The organism is Pedobacter sp. GW456-11-11-14-TSB4 (assembly GCF_059424425.1).
The window spans coordinates 417526-431726 of sequence record NZ_JBWKZK010000004.1 but is presented as its reverse complement, the minus strand read 5'-3'; the positions used below and the strand labels follow the sequence as shown (position 1 = coordinate 431726).

At 38.6% G+C, this 14201-nt stretch carries 14 protein-coding genes; all 14 read left to right on the top strand.

What is annotated here, in order from left to right:
• The first annotated feature begins 91 nt into the window (after positions 1 to 91).
• The gene (locus AC07XU_RS15685; RefSeq protein WP_090993203.1) at positions 92 to 655 is read left to right on the top strand and encodes a helix-turn-helix domain-containing protein; all 564 of its coding nucleotides are present in this window, start codon (positions 92 to 94) and stop codon (positions 653 to 655) included.
• A gap of 158 nt (positions 656 to 813) precedes the next feature.
• Positions 814 to 1212, top strand: coding sequence for an HYC_CC_PP family protein (locus AC07XU_RS15680; protein WP_494944580.1), 399 nt, complete (start codon positions 814 to 816; stop codon positions 1210 to 1212).
• Between the two features lie 100 nt (positions 1213 to 1312).
• Positions 1313 to 1681 carry a heavy-metal-associated domain-containing protein gene (locus tag AC07XU_RS15675; RefSeq protein WP_494944579.1) on the top strand — a complete coding sequence of 123 codons (369 nt, stop codon included), beginning with the start codon at positions 1313 to 1315 and terminating at the stop codon, positions 1679 to 1681.
• Positions 1682 to 1726: 45 nt separating this feature from the next.
• Positions 1727 to 3025, top strand: a complete 1299-nt coding sequence (locus tag AC07XU_RS15670) for an efflux RND transporter permease subunit (protein WP_494944578.1) — start codon at positions 1727 to 1729, stop codon at positions 3023 to 3025.
• Complete coding sequence (locus AC07XU_RS15665; protein WP_494944577.1) at positions 3022 to 4959, top strand: efflux RND transporter permease subunit; 1938 nt, start codon at positions 3022 to 3024, stop codon at positions 4957 to 4959. The genes AC07XU_RS15670 and AC07XU_RS15665 overlap by 4 nt, the downstream gene beginning before the upstream one ends.
• Before the next feature lie 10 nt (positions 4960 to 4969).
• A complete protein-coding gene (locus tag AC07XU_RS15660; RefSeq protein WP_225871291.1) occupies positions 4970 to 6196 on the top strand; it encodes a TolC family protein in 1227 nt (408 codons plus the stop codon).
• Complete coding sequence (locus tag AC07XU_RS15655; RefSeq protein WP_136875620.1) at positions 6174 to 7385, top strand: efflux RND transporter periplasmic adaptor subunit; 1212 nt, start codon at positions 6174 to 6176, stop codon at positions 7383 to 7385. Before AC07XU_RS15660 ends, AC07XU_RS15655 begins: the two co-directional genes overlap by 23 nt.
• 4 nt (positions 7386 to 7389) lie before the next feature.
• Positions 7390 to 8619, top strand: coding sequence for an efflux RND transporter periplasmic adaptor subunit (locus tag AC07XU_RS15650; RefSeq protein WP_494944576.1), 1230 nt, complete (start codon positions 7390 to 7392; stop codon positions 8617 to 8619).
• Between the two features lie 24 nt (positions 8620 to 8643).
• Positions 8644 to 9210, top strand: coding sequence for a DUF3347 domain-containing protein (locus AC07XU_RS15645; protein ID WP_136875616.1), 567 nt, complete (start codon positions 8644 to 8646; stop codon positions 9208 to 9210).
• A gap of 112 nt (positions 9211 to 9322) precedes the next feature.
• Positions 9323 to 9757 (top strand): hypothetical protein, encoded by a 435-nt coding sequence (locus AC07XU_RS15640; protein ID WP_136875614.1) that lies wholly within the window; start codon positions 9323 to 9325, stop codon positions 9755 to 9757.
• 109 nt (positions 9758 to 9866) lie between these two features.
• Positions 9867 to 10355 carry a DUF3347 domain-containing protein gene (locus tag AC07XU_RS15635; protein ID WP_055132851.1) on the top strand — a complete coding sequence of 163 codons (489 nt, stop codon included), beginning with the start codon at positions 9867 to 9869 and terminating at the stop codon, positions 10353 to 10355.
• Positions 10356 to 10512: 157 nt separating this feature from the next.
• Positions 10513 to 11085 carry a DUF3347 domain-containing protein gene (locus tag AC07XU_RS15630; protein WP_494944575.1) on the top strand — a complete coding sequence of 191 codons (573 nt, stop codon included), beginning with the start codon at positions 10513 to 10515 and terminating at the stop codon, positions 11083 to 11085.
• A 5-nt stretch (positions 11086 to 11090) separates the two neighbouring features.
• The gene (locus AC07XU_RS15625; RefSeq protein WP_494944574.1) at positions 11091 to 11558 is read left to right on the top strand and encodes a heme-binding domain-containing protein; all 468 of its coding nucleotides are present in this window, start codon (positions 11091 to 11093) and stop codon (positions 11556 to 11558) included.
• A 10-nt stretch (positions 11559 to 11568) separates the two neighbouring features.
• Positions 11569 to 14196, top strand: a complete 2628-nt coding sequence (locus tag AC07XU_RS15620; RefSeq protein ID WP_494944573.1) for a multicopper oxidase domain-containing protein — start codon at positions 11569 to 11571, stop codon at positions 14194 to 14196.
• Positions 14197 to 14201 lie beyond the last annotated feature (5 nt).

The window sequence follows — 14201 nt, the reverse complement described above, 5'->3', positions numbered from 1 at the left end:
ACATCATTTAGCTATCAATTTGATGTTCTTGCCGTTGATAATTATGCCGTTGAAACAAAGCGTATATTAGCATTTAATCTAACCTATTAGTATGTTGTTATCAATAAAAAACATGGTGTGTGACCGTTGTATTTCGGTAGTAACACAACAGCTTCAGCACCACGATCTTCAGGTTGAGGATATTTCACTTGGACAGGCCATTGTGTCTCCCGAACCATCGGAGGAAATGTTGAGTAAAATTTCCGCTTCCCTTAAAATTTTGGGATTTGAACTTATCAATAGGGACAAGGATAAGCTGGTTGAACGGATCAAAAACATCATTGTTGAACTAATACACCACTCTACACAACCAGAATTTCACGTCTTATTCAGTGAGGTGCTCAGCGACCGATTGCACCGGGATTATGGTTACTTAAGTAGGTTGTTTTCGGAAAGTGAAGATATCACGATCGAAAAATTTATTATCCAGCAGAAAATTGAAAAAGTTAAGGAACTCCTTCAATATGGGGAGCTGAACTTAAATGAGATTGCCTGGCAAATGGGTTATAGCAGTAGTGCACACTTGTCCAATCAGTTCAAGTCTGTAACTGGTATATCCCCAAGGGAGTTCAGATCACTAGAAGTAAATAACCGAAAGCCACTGGATAGTATATAACAGATATGATTTTTAGTGAAGGGCATCCGACAATCATTCTTCAGTCGCAACAACTAACTCATGGCATGATAAAATTCAGAGCTACGTACAAATGATGTAATAAATTATTAGAATTATATAACAAAAAATCACTAAAGTAGCTTATATTTGCCCCGATAATGAAAAGAATACTGCTGACCTTTGTTGCTTTCTTCTATCTGGGAACTTCCAGCGGGGCAACTGTGCATTTTCATTATTGCATGGGAGAACTTGTGAAATGGGGTTTAACTACTTCAGATGAAGGTGATTGTGAGTTTTGCGGAATGACTAAAAATGCCACGGAGAAAAATTCATGTTGCAAAAACGATTATAAACAAGCGAAGATAGACCAATCTAAAAAGTCGACTCAGCTTGTTTACGAGTTCAAACAGTTTCCAGCAGTTTTCCAGCATACCTTTAAAAGCGACACCTATCAGGTTGCTTTATCAGCCCAGAAAACAAGTACTGTATTCAGTAATGCACCACCAGAAGGACCGGGTATTCCCGTCTTTATCCGCAACTGTACCTATAGAATTTAGGCCTTTTTAATATCGCTGTCCTGCACATTCGTGTACTGGACATGGCTTTGCTATGTCCCAAAATTTTTATATCCAAATTTTTATTTCAAATCAATTCATTATGAAATCATTAAGATTCTCTTTGGTAGCCATGTTGGCTTTCCTTGGCAGTGCAACTTTTGCACAGTCTAAAACAGACAGTGTTAAAGTATCTGGCAATTGTGGTATGTGTAAAAAACGCATAGAAGCAGCTGTAAAAGTAGATGGAGTAACTGCTGCAGAGTGGAGTGCAAAATCAAAAATGCTAACCTTAAGTTACGATTCTGACAAAATTAAGTTAGATGATATACAACGCAAGATTGCTGATGTGGGGCATGATACACCAAAATTTAAAGCTACTGAAGCGGTTTATACTAAACTTCCAGGCTGCTGCAAATACGATAGGGCAAGTCAGCCGGCAAAACAGCCAGAATCAGATCACAAACATTAACATAAGGTGCCTGAGTAATCAGGCACCGATTTGAAAAAAATAAAGATGGTACATAAAATTATAGAATGGTCTATGCGCAATCGGTTTATTGTGCTGGTGCTTTCTGCCGGATTATTTATATGGGGAGTATTCTCTGTACAAAAAAACCCGATAGATGCAATTCCCGACCTTTCAGAAAATCAGGTAATTGTATTTACCGAATGGATGGGCAGATCGCCACAATTGATAGAAGATCAGGTTACCTATCCATTAGTTACCAATTTGCAAGGTATTCCCAAAATTAAATATGTAAGGGGCTCTTCTATGTTCGGGATGAGTTTCATCTACGTAATCTTTGAGGATGATGTAGATGTATACTGGGCTAGAGAACGTGTAATGGAGCGAATTAGTACAATATCCAAAACTTTGCCAGAAGGTGTTGCGCCACAACTAGGGCCAGATGGTACAGGAGTGGGTCATGTGTTGTGGTACACCTTGGATGCCCCAGATATGGATTTAGGCGAGCAACGTGCCATACAAGATTGGTATGTGAAATTTGCACTGCAAAACGTCCCAGGAGTTAGTGAGATAGCTTCATTTGGTGGTTTTCAAAAGCAATATCAAATTTCATTAGACCCAAATAAATTGCTGTATTACAAGCTTAGTGTGCCTCAGGTAATTGCTGCTGTAAGAAGCAACAATAACGAATCTGGTGGACGTAAGTTCGAAATGAGCGATATGGGCTATATTATCAAAACTTCGGGCTATCTCAAATCGCTCGAAGAGATCTCAAATATTCCTGTAAAGAACCAAAATGGCACACCTATAAAGGTCTCAGACCTTGCTACTGTGCAAATGACTGGAGAGACCAGATTGGGCATATTTGATCAGGATGGCAAGGGAGAACGTGCAGGCGGGATTGTGGTAATGCGTTACGGCGAAAATGCGGCAGAGGTAATCGATAAAGTAAAAGCAAAAATGAAAGAAGTATCAAAAGGATTACCTAAGGGTGTAAAATTTGATATTGTATATGATCGGGGCGAGTTAATTAAAGAATCTGTCGATTCGATTAAAAATACATTAATAGAAGAGATGATCGTGGTATCGCTTATTGTATTTGTATTTCTATTTCATTGGCGCAGCGCATTAAGTATTATCATACAAATTCCAATTACCATTGCGGCAAGCTTTATTCTGCTCAATGCTTTTGATATTTCATCTAACATTATGTCGCTAACTGGTATTGCACTGGCTATAGGTGTAATTGTAGACAACGGTATTATTATGAGCGAAAATGCATATAAGCATTTGGCAGAACGATACGAGTTATGGGAAAAGGACCAAAATAAAACAACAACATCATGATCAAGTGGTTAAAAAATAGATTTAAAAAAACGCCTGATTGGATCAGTGAAGAAGATCGCCTTGCGGTGATTACCAAATCCAGTAAGCAGGTTTCAAGAGGGGTGTTCTTTGCAACAGTCATTATCATTACCTCTTTTTTACCCGTATTTATGTTAACCGGACAGGAAGGTAAACTGTTTCATCCGCTAGCGTATACAAAGACATTTATCATGATTGTAGATGCTTTGTTGGTAATTACACTAGCACCTGTGCTAATTTCCTTTTTTATGAAGGGAAAATTTAAGCCAGATAATGCAAATCCTGTAAACAGGATATTAGAAAAGGTTTACGAACCAATTATCAGGACTGTTTTAAAATGGCGAAAAACGACAATTGCAGTTAATATTATTGCTTTGTTAATTACCATTCCATTGCTTAAAAACCTAGGAACAGAGTTTATTCCACCATTAGATGAGCAAAGTATTCTTTTTATGCCAGTTACCTTGCCCGACGTATCTAATGCAGAAGCAAAGCGAATATTGCAGGTACAGGACAAGATTATTAAATCGGTGCCGGAGGTTGATAAGGTTTTGGGAAAGGCAGGCAGGGCTAATACAGCCACCGATAATTCACCAATTAGTATGATTGAGACCATTATTACTTTAAAACCTAAAAGTGACTGGCGTAAAGGCATCACCAAAAAAGATATTGTAACCGAGCTAGATGCTAAACTGCAAATTCCGGGTGTGGTAAATGGTTGGACACAGCCGATTATTAACAGAATAAATATGTTGGCTACAGGTATTCGTACCGATGTTGGGATTAAGGTTTTTGGACAAAATTTAGATACCATTGCTGCTGTATCTGAAAAAGTGAAAGCCGCATTAGAAGGCACGCCTGGTGTTAGCGATTTATTTGTAGAACCAATTACGGGTGGAAAATACATGGCTATCGATATAAAAAGAGAAGAGCTGGCACGTTATGGTTTAAACGTTGATGATGTAAACCAAGTGGTAGAAAGTGCATTAGGTGGCGCAACCATTGGCAATACCATTGAGGGTAGACAACGTTTTTCTATTAGCGTGCGTTTAGCACAAGAATATAGAAACAGTGTAGAGCGTATTCAGCGTATTCCTATTCAGTCTACCACCTTTGGCGAAATTCCCCTGTCAGCCGTAGCCGATGTGAAATTTGAAGACGGGCCACCGATGATCAATTCCGATAACGCCATTTTGCGTGGTGCGGTGATGTTTAATGTGCGAGATCGGGATTTAGGCAGCACAGTTAAAGACGCAATGGAAAAGCTAAACAAAGAAAAAGGAGTGCTTCCAGAAGGTTATTTCTTGGAATGGAGCGGGCAATATGAAAACCTTATCCGCGGTAAGCAAACCTTAATGTGGATAGCTCCCGTTGTTTTGGTCATAATTTTCTTCTCCTTGTATTTCGCTTTCCACTCGGTAAGAGAAGCCTTTTTAAGCTTGATAACGGTTCCATTTGCTTTAATAGGCGGGGCTTATATGATCTACTTCTGGGATGTAAACTTATCTGTGGGTGTAGCCGTAGGTTTTATTGCATTATTCGGTATTGCCGTCGAAACGGGGATTGTGATGGTCATTTACCTGAATGATGCCATGCAGCAACTGATTAAATTAAAAGGAAATTCAAGTGAGACCATCACAAAAGAAGATTTGAGAGAATATGTAATTCATGGTGCTGCCAAACGGTTAAGGCCGAAACTAATGACGGTTTGTGTGTCGCTGTTTGGTTTGGTGCCCGTATTATGGGCTACTGGAGTTGGAGTAGATGTAATGCAACCCATTGTGTTACCAATGATAGGTGGAGTACTTACTTCCTCTACGCACATCTTACTAGTTACTCCGCTCATCTTTTTAATGTCTAAAGAATACGAATTGAGGAAATATGGAAAATTGGAGGTTCACGATGTACAGCATTAAAAAAATAAAGTTGATACTACTGCTATTGCCATTTTATTCATTAGCGCAACAAAAACAGGTGCTCACATTAGATACGGTTTTACAAAGAATAGATAAGAATAATCTATTGTTGCAATCTTATGGGTTAAAAGCAGAAAGCTACAAACATACGGCTAAAGCAGCAACGGCTTGGATGGCTCCAATGGTAGGTGTGGGTACGTTTATGACTCCCTACCCTGGTCAAATGATTATGGATGAAAGTGATAAAGGTTCTTTAATGCTACAATTAGAGCAAGATATTCCTAATCCGGTTAAACAAAATGCGAACAAACGCTATATCGAATCTAAGGGTAAAGTAGAAAACGAAACTCGGGGAGTTACCTTAAATGAATACAAGGCGCAAGCAAAGCGATTGTATTTTGGATGGTTGGTTGCGCAACAAAAGATTAGGGTATTGACGCAGAATGAAAAGATTATGCAAACCATGAAAAAGATCGAAGAGATCAGGTACCCTTTTAACCAGTCGAAATTAAGTAGCGTATATAAAACTACCGCCAAACTGGAAGAGAACCGAAACATGATCATCATGCAGGAGGGTGATATAGCTAGAAGTAGGGCTTGGCTAAATAGTTTGATGAACCAACAGGGAAATGCAGATTTTGCTATTGATACCACCTATCAGCCAGTTTTTGTGGCTGCAAGAGCTATTGATACAGGTAGTTTGGCCTTAGCTAGAAACGATATTAAGAAAATGGATTATAGCATACAATCTATGCAGTTGAATATCGAAGCAATGAAAAAGCAAAGCAGGCCCGATTTTAAGCTAAGGTTTGATCACATGTCTCCTTTAACAAAAGCAATGCCTAAAGCTTTTAGCATTATGGGAATGGTAAGTATCCCAATTGCGCCATGGTCTTCAAAAATGTATAAATCTGAAGTAAAAGGAATGCAATATGAAGTGCAGGCTATGGCAAAAGAGAAAGCGGCTATGCTTCAAGAAACGCAGGGGATGTTATACGGTATGCAATTCGAAATCCAGTCTATGCAAAAGCGGATCAAGGTAATGGAAGATAAAATTATTCCGAGTTTACAAAAAACACTAGATGTTAACTTTTTAAGCTACCGTGAGAATAAAATGGAATTACCAGAAGTAATCGATTCGTGGGAAGCATTAACCATGATGCAGACGAATGTGCTAGATGAAAAACTGAAACTTTACTTAATGATTGTAGATTATGAGAAAGAAATATATCGTTAACCCCTTTAGCTTTGCTTTGTTGATGATGGCTGGCATAATGGTAATCAGTTCTTGTAATAGGAATAAAGCTGTTAAAAACGACGCCCATGATGATCTTGGCGCAGTAAAAATAGACAGTAATCTTTCTCACCTGCTTAAACCTACAAATGCACAGGTTGTATCAACATTGCCAGTAATTAAAGCCGAGTATGGTACAAGAATATTTACGGAAGAAGTGCATGGCATAATTAATTACGATACACGTAATGAGCATAGTGTAGCAAGCAGGGTTGGTGGAAGAATAGAGCGTTTGTTGATTAAATACAATTACCAACCCGTTCGCAAAGGGCAGTTAATTATGGAAGTTTATTCTCCAGATTTGGCTGCTGCTCAACAGGAATTGCTTTTTTTGCAACGTTCTGAAACAGATCAGTCTATGCTAGAACGAGCTAAACAACGGTTGATATTATTGGGGATGAATAATTCGACAGTTAATCAGTTGTTAAAAACAAGAAAAGTTAATTATCGTATTCCTGTTTATAGCAATGCAGATGGATATATTCTTGAAAAATCTGCTGCGGCCCAGATTGTGGCCCCATCTGCTGCTGCCCCATCTTCTGGTGGAGATGGAATGAGTAGTATGGCTGGTGGATCTACGACAGCTGCTGCACCAGTGGCAAGTACTCCAGTAAATTCTCCGGTGATGTTACGAGAAGGACAGTATGTAAGTGCTGGACAATCGCTTTTTACGATTTATAATGCCAGTAGTATGCTTGCAGAGTTTTCCTTTAAACCTGACTTGGCATCGCTTATTAAAAAAGGCGATAAGTTGATGTTTTATAAAACTGCCGATAAAAGCACGGCTCAGAACGCAACTATTGGAATGATACAGCCTGTTTTTAAAAATGGCGAAAACTTTACTATTGCCAGAACCTATCTCAACAAATCGAATTTTAGGATTGGGGAACTTCTTACTGCTAAAATACCTGTATTGTTAGCTGCTTCATGGTGGCTACCAGAATCTGCAATAGTATCATTAGGAGACAAAAAAGTGCTCTTTAAAAAAGAAGGTAATGTAGTTATTCCAAAAGCGGTAAAAACAGGCGTTACCATAGCCGGGATGGTACAAATTACAGAAGATATTAGCAATTGGGAGGTAAGTAAAAATGCAGCATACCTGGTTGATAGTGAAAGCTTCATTAAAAAATAAAATTATGGAACGTAAATTATTTATAAAGAAAATTGCCTTAATGGCGGTGCTTCCATCGGTATTTATTGCAGCGTGTAGCAATGAGAAAAAACCTGTAGAGGGGGCTGCAAAAGAAAAGGTGCAGACTTTTACTTGTCCTATGCACCCGCAGGTAATTAAAAATGAAATGGGTACTTGTCCCATTTGTGGGATGGATTTAGTGCCTTTTGAAAAAAACAGTAATGATAAAGCACTGAAAGTAGATGAGAAACGCCAGGCATTAGCCAATATAACTACCCTAATCATAGGTGAAAATAGCTTTTCTGGTGGTAAACAGCTAAATGGAAGACTAACTGTTGATCCTGAACAAAGTAGCTATATCTCTAGTAGAATTGTAGGTAGAATAGAGCGATTATATGTAAGAGAAACTGGAGTTAAGGTAAGTAAAGGGCAGCCTTTGTATCAATTGTATTCTGAGCAATTGGCTACCCTGCAACAGGAGTATTTAATGGCTGTAGCACAACAGAAACAATTTCAGGGCGATAAAATAGAGAGTCAGCTAGTTGCTGCGGCTAAACAGAAATTGTTGTTATATGGTCAATCTGAAAGTCAGGTTCAGCAATTGTTAAAAACACAGAAAAAGGATCCATTTATTGTATTTTATGCACCGCAAAGTGGTATTGTGGCAGAGTTATCCGTAACGCAGGGGCAGTATGTGCAAGAAGGAGGCTCGATAATAAGACTGGAAGGCTATGGTCAGTTATGGGTCGAAGCGGATGTTTATCCAAATGAGGCTAAAAACATAAAACAGGGCCAAAAGGTTAAGGTGGTGGTTGCAGGTTGGGAAGATAAGCCACAAGAAATGATCATTAGCTTTATTACACCAGCTTTACAATCAGGTTCACAGCTTACACAAATTAGAGGGACTATCCCTAATCCATCAAATCAATGGCAACCAGGCTTACAAGCCAACGTCTTTTTACCTTCTGCAAGTCAAACTAATGTATTGACTTTGCCGGTAGATGCTGTAATAAGAGATGGAAAAGGAATGCACGTTTGGGTTAAAAGCGGAAAAGACAATTTTGAAGCCAAGCTTGTAAAAACTGGGCAAGAAAACGATGATCAGGTTGAGATTGCCGAAGGATTGAAAAAAGGAGATCAGGTAGTAGTAACTGGAGCATATCTATTGTATAGCGAGTATATCCTTAAAAGAGGAAAAAACCCTGTTGAAGGGCTTAAACTAAGTAAATCATAAATATTAATTATAAAACCAAAAAAAATGAAAACAATAACCAATTTTGTAATGATTTTAGTTGCAGTAATGCTATTTGCAGCTTGTGGAAACAGTGATAAACCAGTAGCTGAAGATGCACATGCAGGTCATAACCATGCGGCAGGCGAAGGTCACGATGCGGCTCCTGTGGAAAAAACAGCTGTAAGCGTTAGTTTAAAAGACGATAAATTAAATGCAGTTTACCAACATTATGTACATCTTACCAATGCACTTGTAAATGGTGATATGATCGAGGCAAAAGTAGCAGTTAATGCTATCGAACTGGGTTCAAAAGCACTAAATAATGGTGGTTCATTAGCTACATTAGCAGCTAAAATAGGTGCAGCTAAAGATATTGAATCCCAAAGAACTTTGTATGCTGATTTGAGTACTGATTTTATAGAAAGAGTAAAAAGCGCTGGCTTAAACTCTGGCGAAATCTATGTAGAATACTGCCCTATGGCACTAAATGATAAAGGTGCGGCTTGGTTAAGTAATCAAAAAGAAATCAGAAACCCTTATTTCGGCGAAAGCATGATGACTTGTGGCGAAGTAAAAGAAACATTGAAATAAGAATAGATGGATTTAAACGCTGCTACTCTAAATGGGTAGCAGCATAATTATATAACTAATAGGTAGAATAATATAAATTTAATTTTGCATCTTTATATAGATTTGCATAGTCATGAAAAGTAAAGCTATCTTTCTGTTAGTTATATTTTTGCTCAATACTGTTGTGGGTTTTGGCTGTGCTTTGGCAATGGAGGAGAATCATGATAATGATACTCATTCCCATACAAAAGCGGCTGTTCATGAACACAAAGATCATGAGCACAATCATGCAGAGGACCATGAGATTACCTCGATACCAGGACTGAATTCTTCAAACGAAGATCCTTGTTGTAAAAAGCTGGTAAATGAGCTGACTATCCAAAGTAAACTCATCCCAGAAAGTGCTAAAGTACTGGTTAGTTTACCTGTAGTAGGGCTTGCCAATTACGCTTATACTTTATTAGTTACAGTAATCAGTATCGCACCAGATCAAAGTGGTTACGTAAACCATAGGTGTCGACCCCCTAACGAAGATATTCGAATAAGCATTCAAAGTTTTCAGATATAAGATTTAATGAGCTTGCTAAACAGCCAGTTTACTACTGTTAGCGGACAAATACATTAGACATAGCTATTGCTATGTCTAAAAATTAGTATAAACATTAAATTATCACATCATGAAAAAAATATTTTTAGTAGTTGCCTTAGTTGCAACTGCATGGATCAAACCTGTTTTTGCCCAAAACAGCCAAACACAATCTTTATTAACGGCTTACTACGACATCAAAAATGCGTTGGTAAATTCCGATGCAACTTTAGCCGCATCAAAAGCAAGCGAATTTTCTAAAGTATTGAGCAGTATGGATATGAAATCAATGCCAAAGGAAGAAATGACCTCTTTTATGGGGCTTCAGGATAAACTTGAATTTGATGCTAAACATATCTCAGAGACAAAGGAAATCGTACATCAAAGAGAACACTTTGCTAATTTTTCTGCCAACCTTTTCAAATTAGCTAAAGCTGTAAAATTGACCAAAGCGCCAGTCTATTATGACTACTGCCCAATGAAAAAAAGCTATTGGCTTTCTGATAACACAGCAATTAAAAACCCCTATTTCGGAAAACAAATGTTAACCTGCGGAGCGATAAAGGAAACTTTAAAGTAATTCTGTTTGTTAATTATACAGTTTCACCTTATTTGGGTGCAAGTAGCTGTACAATTAACTTCGAATTTTATCAAATAATTCTGTTCTAGGGTTATACAAATGCAATTGTTCCCTAAACAGATAATCAACAATTTAAAAATATTTTAATTAAAATACGATGAAAACATTAATTTATAGCTCAGCTTTTTCCTTACTATTTCTAGCAGCCTGCTCTAATGGTAGTGATAAAACCCAAACAACGGCTATGCCAGACTCTACAACCACCAAAGCTGTTGTAACAGAACCTGCAGAAAAAGGTACTTCTACTGCTGCACTGTTAAGTTCATATATCAAATTAAAGAACGCCCTTACAGCTGACAATGATAAAGATGCAGCAGCGGCTGGAAATGAAATGGTCGCTGGCTTCGCTTCTTTTGATAAAAAATCTTTAACACCAGAGCAGGATAAAGCTTATACCGATATATACGATGATGGCAAAGAACATGCCGAACACATTGGAGCCAACGTTGGAAATATTGCACATCAGCGAGAACACTTTGATATATTGAGCAAGGATATGTACGACCTTATTAAACTACTTGGAACCAATCAAACTTTATATGTTGACCACTGCCCAATGTATAATAAAAATAAGGGCGCAATCTGGTTGAGCGAAGTGAAGGATATTAAAAATCCTTATCTTGGAAAAGCTATGCCAACTTGCGGTACGGTTCAAGAGGAATTAAAATAACAGCCATGAAAGGCATAAAAAAAATACTTCTTGGGTTATTGGTAATCCTTGTAATTATCCAGTTTATACAACCTGCCCGCAATAAAAGTGGGCAGGCTATGCCAAATGATATTTCTAAAATGGTTACTATGCCAGGTGATGTACAGGGTATTTTACAAAAAGCTTGCTACGATTGCCATAGTAATAACACCAAGTACCCATGGTATGCCAATATGCAACCTTTGAACTGGTTCTTGGACGATCACGTACAATCTGGTAAAGCAGAACTTAATTTTAACGAGTTTGGCGCTTATACTCCCAGAAGACAACAGAGCAAATTAAGCGCTATAGAGAATAGTTTAAAAGATGGTACCATGCCTTTATCTTCATATACCCTCATCCATAGAAATGCTATTTTGAGCGATGCAGAAAAAATGCAAATAATTAACTGGGTTCAAATATCAAAGGATAGTCTAAATAAAAGAAATCTTTAATTATCAAATTATGAAAAATATATTAACAGCCTTTTTAATGATCTTTTATGCAGTAGCTTCCGCTCAGGATATGAAGGGAATGAAAATGCCTAGCAACGGAACTGATAAACAAGTGTCAACTATTTATACCTGTACGATGCACCCGGAAATACAATCTAGCAAACCTGGTAATTGCCCGAAATGTGGTATGAAGCTCGTCGTTCAAAAAGCAAAAACTGTTAAACCGAAAGCTTCTGCTCCCGATAAAAAAGCGCAGCCTGCAAAGACTTCAGATATGGGAGATATGAAAATGCCCATGAAAGAGGAAGCTAAAAAGACGGACAATATGGAAAACATGGGCGGAATGGAAATGGGTGATAACAGTTCCGCCATGGACAACATCAAAAAGGCAAAGGTAAATTTGGGGGCTATTAAAACCATTACAAATAACCAAGCTCCTCGCACCGTTCGCTATGATCTTTACATTGCCGATACAACCGTAACATTCGGAAAGAAAACAAAACGGGCAATTGCTGTGAACGGTCAAATCCCTATGCCTACCTTAACGTTTACCGAAGGTGATACGGCTTTGATATATGTACATAATAATTTAGATGAGGAGACATCCCTGCACTGGCATGGCCTGTTTTTGCCGAACCAGATGGATGGAGTTCCTTTCCTTACACAAATGCCCATTAAACCCCACTCTACTTATATCTACAAATTTCCTATCGTTCAAACAGGTACACACTGGTACCACAGCCATAGCGGACTTCAGGAGCAGATTGGGATGTACGGCGCATTCATTATGAACAAAAAGAAAGAATGGGACATTCCAACCATTCCGATAGTGTTGAGTGAATGGACGGATATGAAGCCAGAAGAAGTACAACGAAGTCTGAAAAATGCTAATGATTGGTTTGCCATTAAAAAAGGAACGACCCAAAGTTATGCCGAGGCAATCCGAACTGGACACTTCAAAACCAAGATCAACAATGAGTGGAAGCGCATGAATGCTATGGATGTTAGTGATGTCTATTATGATGCCTTTCTGATCAACGGTAGGAACCAAAATGTTCAGCCCCAGTTTAAAGCGGGTGATAAGGTTAGGCTACGCATTGCCAATGGCGGAGCCTCAGATTATTTTTGGCTGACTTACTCAGGCGGTAAAATAACCGTAGTAGCTACAGATGGAAATGATGTAGAGCCTGTAGAGGTTGACAGGTTGATCATTGCCGTGTCTGAAACCTATGATGTGGTGGTAACCATTCCGGAAAATAAAAGCTACGAATTTTTGGTGACACCAGAAGACCGTACAAAATCGGCATCACTTTGGTTGGGTACAGGAGAGAAAGTCGCTGCCCAGAAACTGCCAAAATTGAAATATTTTGCCGGTATGAAAATGATGAACGACATGATGGACATGAGTGGCAACATGGTCCAAATGGAAGGTATGAAAATGCAGAACCAGGCCATGGACATGAATACTGTGATGTATCCAGAAGTAACAGGTGAGGAAAGTCCGAAAAAAGAAAACAAAAAAGCAGCCATGCAGGGTACGCAAATGCCAAACGATAAAAGCATGGCAGGAATGAATATGGCCGCTGATAACTCAGACATCGTTACGTTAAACTATGGAATGCTCCGTGATCCTAAAAAAACAACTTTACCGAAAGGCCCATGGAAGGAGCTAAAGTTTGATCTTACTGGTAATATGAACCGCTATGTCTGGACTTTGGATAACAAAACGGTTTCTGAAAGTGATAAAATACTGATCAAGAAAGGCGAAAATGTGAGGATTATCCTGTTCAATAACAGTATGATGCGGCATCCGATGCACCTTCATGGTCATGATTTTAGGGTGCTAAATGAACAAGGTGAAAATGCCCCTATGAAAAACGTTATCGACATCATGCCAATGGAGCGGGACACAATTGAATTTGCTGCTACAGAACCTGGGGGTGATTGGTTTTTCCATTGTCATATCCTTTACCACATGATGAGCGGTATGGGCAGGGTATTTAGCTACGAAAATTCGCCACCCAATCCCGAAATCCCTAATCCTAAATTGGCACAACGCAAATTGTTCAGTGATGATAGGGAATTTCATCCAATGGCAAGGGTTGGAATAGAGACCAATGGTAGTGACGGTGAGATTATGCTGGCCAATACCCGCTATCGTTTCACAACAGAATGGAGAATTGGCTTTGATAAAGAAATGGGTTATGAAAGTGAAAGCCACTTTGGAAGATATATCGGACGAAATCAATGGCTATTACCTTACGTTGGTTGGGACTTTAGAAAAAGGACTGTTGATCCATTGGACAAAAATATATTTGGACAATCCTTAGCACCAGGAAAAAACATTTTCGGACAGAGTAATACCAAAAACTTTAGGCAGGTATTTCAGTTAGGGGTACAGTATACCCTACCGATGCTGATTATCGCAGATGCTTCCATCGATCACAAAGGAAATGTCAGGTTTCAGTTGATGCGGGAAGATGTGCCCATCTCCAAAAAATTACGCTTTCAATTTATGGTAAATACAGATAAGGAGTACATGGCAGGATTTAGATATATAGTTACCAAGTACTTTGGTCTATCTACCCACTATGATAGTGATATGGGCTATGGTGCTGGACTTACATTAAATTATTAACTTAT

What these genes read in the sequence shown, in the direction of transcription:
- AC07XU_RS15685 (WP_090993203.1), top strand. Translation starts at nt 92, where the DNA reads ATGTTGTTATCAATAAAAAACATGGTGTGTGACCGTTGTATTTCGGTA.
- AC07XU_RS15680 (WP_494944580.1), top strand. Translation starts at nt 814, where the DNA reads ATGAAAAGAATACTGCTGACCTTTGTTGCTTTCTTCTATCTGGGAACT.
- AC07XU_RS15675 (WP_494944579.1), top strand. Translation starts at nt 1,313, where the DNA reads ATGAAATCATTAAGATTCTCTTTGGTAGCCATGTTGGCTTTCCTTGGC.
- AC07XU_RS15670 (WP_494944578.1), top strand. Translation starts at nt 1,727, where the DNA reads ATGGTACATAAAATTATAGAATGGTCTATGCGCAATCGGTTTATTGTG.
- AC07XU_RS15665 (WP_494944577.1), top strand. Translation starts at nt 3,022, where the DNA reads ATGATCAAGTGGTTAAAAAATAGATTTAAAAAAACGCCTGATTGGATC.
- AC07XU_RS15655 (WP_136875620.1), top strand. Translation starts at nt 6,174, where the DNA reads ATGAGAAAGAAATATATCGTTAACCCCTTTAGCTTTGCTTTGTTGATG.
- AC07XU_RS15650 (WP_494944576.1), top strand. Translation starts at nt 7,390, where the DNA reads ATGGAACGTAAATTATTTATAAAGAAAATTGCCTTAATGGCGGTGCTT.
- AC07XU_RS15645 (WP_136875616.1), top strand. Translation starts at nt 8,644, where the DNA reads ATGAAAACAATAACCAATTTTGTAATGATTTTAGTTGCAGTAATGCTA.
- AC07XU_RS15640 (WP_136875614.1), top strand. Translation starts at nt 9,323, where the DNA reads ATGAAAAGTAAAGCTATCTTTCTGTTAGTTATATTTTTGCTCAATACT.
- AC07XU_RS15635 (WP_055132851.1), top strand. Translation starts at nt 9,867, where the DNA reads ATGAAAAAAATATTTTTAGTAGTTGCCTTAGTTGCAACTGCATGGATC.
- AC07XU_RS15630 (WP_494944575.1), top strand. Translation starts at nt 10,513, where the DNA reads ATGAAAACATTAATTTATAGCTCAGCTTTTTCCTTACTATTTCTAGCA.
- AC07XU_RS15625 (WP_494944574.1), top strand. Translation starts at nt 11,091, where the DNA reads ATGAAAGGCATAAAAAAAATACTTCTTGGGTTATTGGTAATCCTTGTA.
- AC07XU_RS15620 (WP_494944573.1), top strand. Translation starts at nt 11,569, where the DNA reads ATGAAAAATATATTAACAGCCTTTTTAATGATCTTTTATGCAGTAGCT.